Consider the following 2,165-nt stretch of genomic DNA (forward strand, 5'->3'; position numbering starts at 1 on the left):
TAGTAATAGCTTGCGGTAGCACCGCCATCCATGAGAATCGTGGAACCGGAGAAGAATGCACCCGCAGGTCCCATCAGGATCTCTGCAACATTGGCAACTTCGTCCGCAGTACCAGGTCTGCCTGCGGGACACCTAGCAAACATATTCTTGTAGAAATCACCGCGAGGACCGTTAAATTCGTCCACAGCAAGGGGCGTTACGATAATACCGGGTGCAATATCATTCAGTCTGGCCCCGCGCTTGCCCCAGCGGCAAGCTTCATACATCACACGCTTTTCATTACAGCGCTTTGCCATTTGGTAAGCATGGAGCGTATCCTTGATATTCTCAGGTTTCAGCATTTCCAGTGAAAGCAGCTCCTCTGTCGGTGTAGTTGCCAGAAGCTCGTCTGCCTCCGCACCAAGCTGCGGCATACGCCAGCCGCTCTGGCTGGAAATGTGTACTCCGACACCACCTTCCTTTATAACCTTGCCGACCTCCTCGAGCAGCACTGCCGTACCGTACAGATCAACCTTCAAAATGGTTTCAATCGGTGCCTGACTGGGCGAAACGCCTGCGGCAGAGATAAGCATGGCGATCTCACCATATTTCTGACCTTCTGTAATCAGGGAAAGAATGGATTCCCGGCTGGCAAGATCCATTTCCATCGGAACCACATCAAAGCCTGCGTTGTTCATTACATCGGCCATTGCCTTTGCATTTGAGAGTTTCTTATCGCCAACAATAATCTTTTTACCAAAGCCGATACGTCTTGCAATCGCAAGTCCAATCTGTCCGGCTCCTGCCCAGAGAATTACATCCTTCATTTCAAATTCTCCTTTGCCCATGCTGCAACAGCCTTTTCGGATTTTGCTGCATCTGCGCCGTGCACCGCCATGCTTTTGCCGATCCTTGCGCCCTTGCAAAGACGTTTCAGGTCTTTCTCACTGCTGCCCAGGCCACTGCCCTCGTGGGTCATCAAGGCAAATACCTTTTTGCCGGTAAAGTCCAGGCGCTCCAGCTGTGAGAACACCGCGCAAGGGAAGGTTCCCCACCAGCAGGGACCACAGATGAAAATGTTGTCATAGGCTTCAATGTCTGCAAGATATTTTTTCAGCTCCGGACGAGCATTGGCATGCAATTCAGCCTTTGCTTCCTCAATGCACTTGTAATAATCGGAAGCGTATTCCTGTACGGTCTCGATCTGAAACAAATCACCGCCGACTGCTTTTTGAATAAACTCTGCACAGATCTCGGTATTGCCCTTCGACAGATTGCGGATGCTGCCGTTGACATAGTTCTCACCCTTGCGGGAGTAGTATAAAATCAAGTTTTTTGCCATCGTCTTCATTCCTCCTGCTATTGTTCTGATACTATCATAGTTTCATCATACTTATAAATCAATTCGGATTACTTATTGTATTGATAAGTGAAACTGAACGATATATAATAGCAGCAAGAGGTGATCCTATGCTGTTTCGACAGATCGAATATCTGCACGCCATTATGGAATGCGGTAATTTTTATATGGCAGCCGAAAAGCTGCATGTTTCCCAGTCAGCTATATCTCAGCAGATTCGCAAGCTGGAAGAAGAGCTCGGGGTACAGCTTCTGGATCGTCACAATCGAACCTTCAGTCTGACTCCTGCCGGAGAGTTATTTTACAAAAAGAGCCTTGTCATCCGCTCCGACATAGAACAGATGATTCGGGAAACAAAGCGGAGGGATGTGAAGGATTCCGCCAAACTCAGGCTCGGCTATTACAAGGGATATCATGGAAACGAATTTTCGGAAGCGGTATCGGAGTTCTCGGAAAAATATCCTACGGTAGAAATCTCCATCGTATCCGGAAGCCATGACGAGCTGTACCATGGAATGCTCGAGGGACGTATTGATTTATCTTTGAATGATCAGCGCCGTGCATTTTCAAGCTCATTCCATAATCTGATTCTTTCCCAAAGCAAGACCTACGTTCAGATTTCTTCAAGAAGCCCTTTAAGTAAGCTTAATCGTATTGAAGCCTCAGACCTGAAAAATCTGCCCTGCATTCTAATCATCAACCCTGCCGGTCAGGAGGAAGAACGGAAATACTACGATGAATATGTGGGACTGCACGGAGAATTTATCTTTGTCGAATCCATGCAGGACGCCAGACTCAAAATCGTCACCGGGCAGGGTTTTCTGCC

At 48.0% G+C, this 2,165-nt stretch carries 3 protein-coding genes; 1 reads left to right on the forward strand and 2 read right to left on the reverse strand.

Annotation, left to right across the window (positions count from 1 at the left end):
* The coding region (locus tag MJZ25_16490) for an SDR family oxidoreductase (GenBank protein MCQ2125769.1) at positions 1 to 806 on the reverse strand (806 nt) is incomplete at its 3' end.
* On the reverse strand, positions 803 to 1,330 hold the full coding sequence (locus MJZ25_16495) for an NAD(P)H-dependent oxidoreductase (GenBank protein MCQ2125770.1): 528 nt from the start codon (positions 1,328 to 1,330) through the stop codon (positions 803 to 805). The genes MJZ25_16490 and MJZ25_16495, both read right to left, overlap by 4 nt.
* A 119-nt stretch (positions 1,331 to 1,449) precedes the next feature.
* On the opposite strand from MJZ25_16495, the gene MJZ25_16500 reads away from it, so the two are divergent.
* On the forward strand, positions 1,450 to 2,165 hold a 716-nt coding region (locus tag MJZ25_16500; GenBank protein ID MCQ2125771.1), incomplete at its 3' end, for a LysR family transcriptional regulator.

It is taken from the genome of Fibrobacter sp. (genome assembly GCA_024399065.1).
Classification (GTDB): Bacteria; Fibrobacterota; Fibrobacteria; order Fibrobacterales; family Fibrobacteraceae; genus Fibrobacter.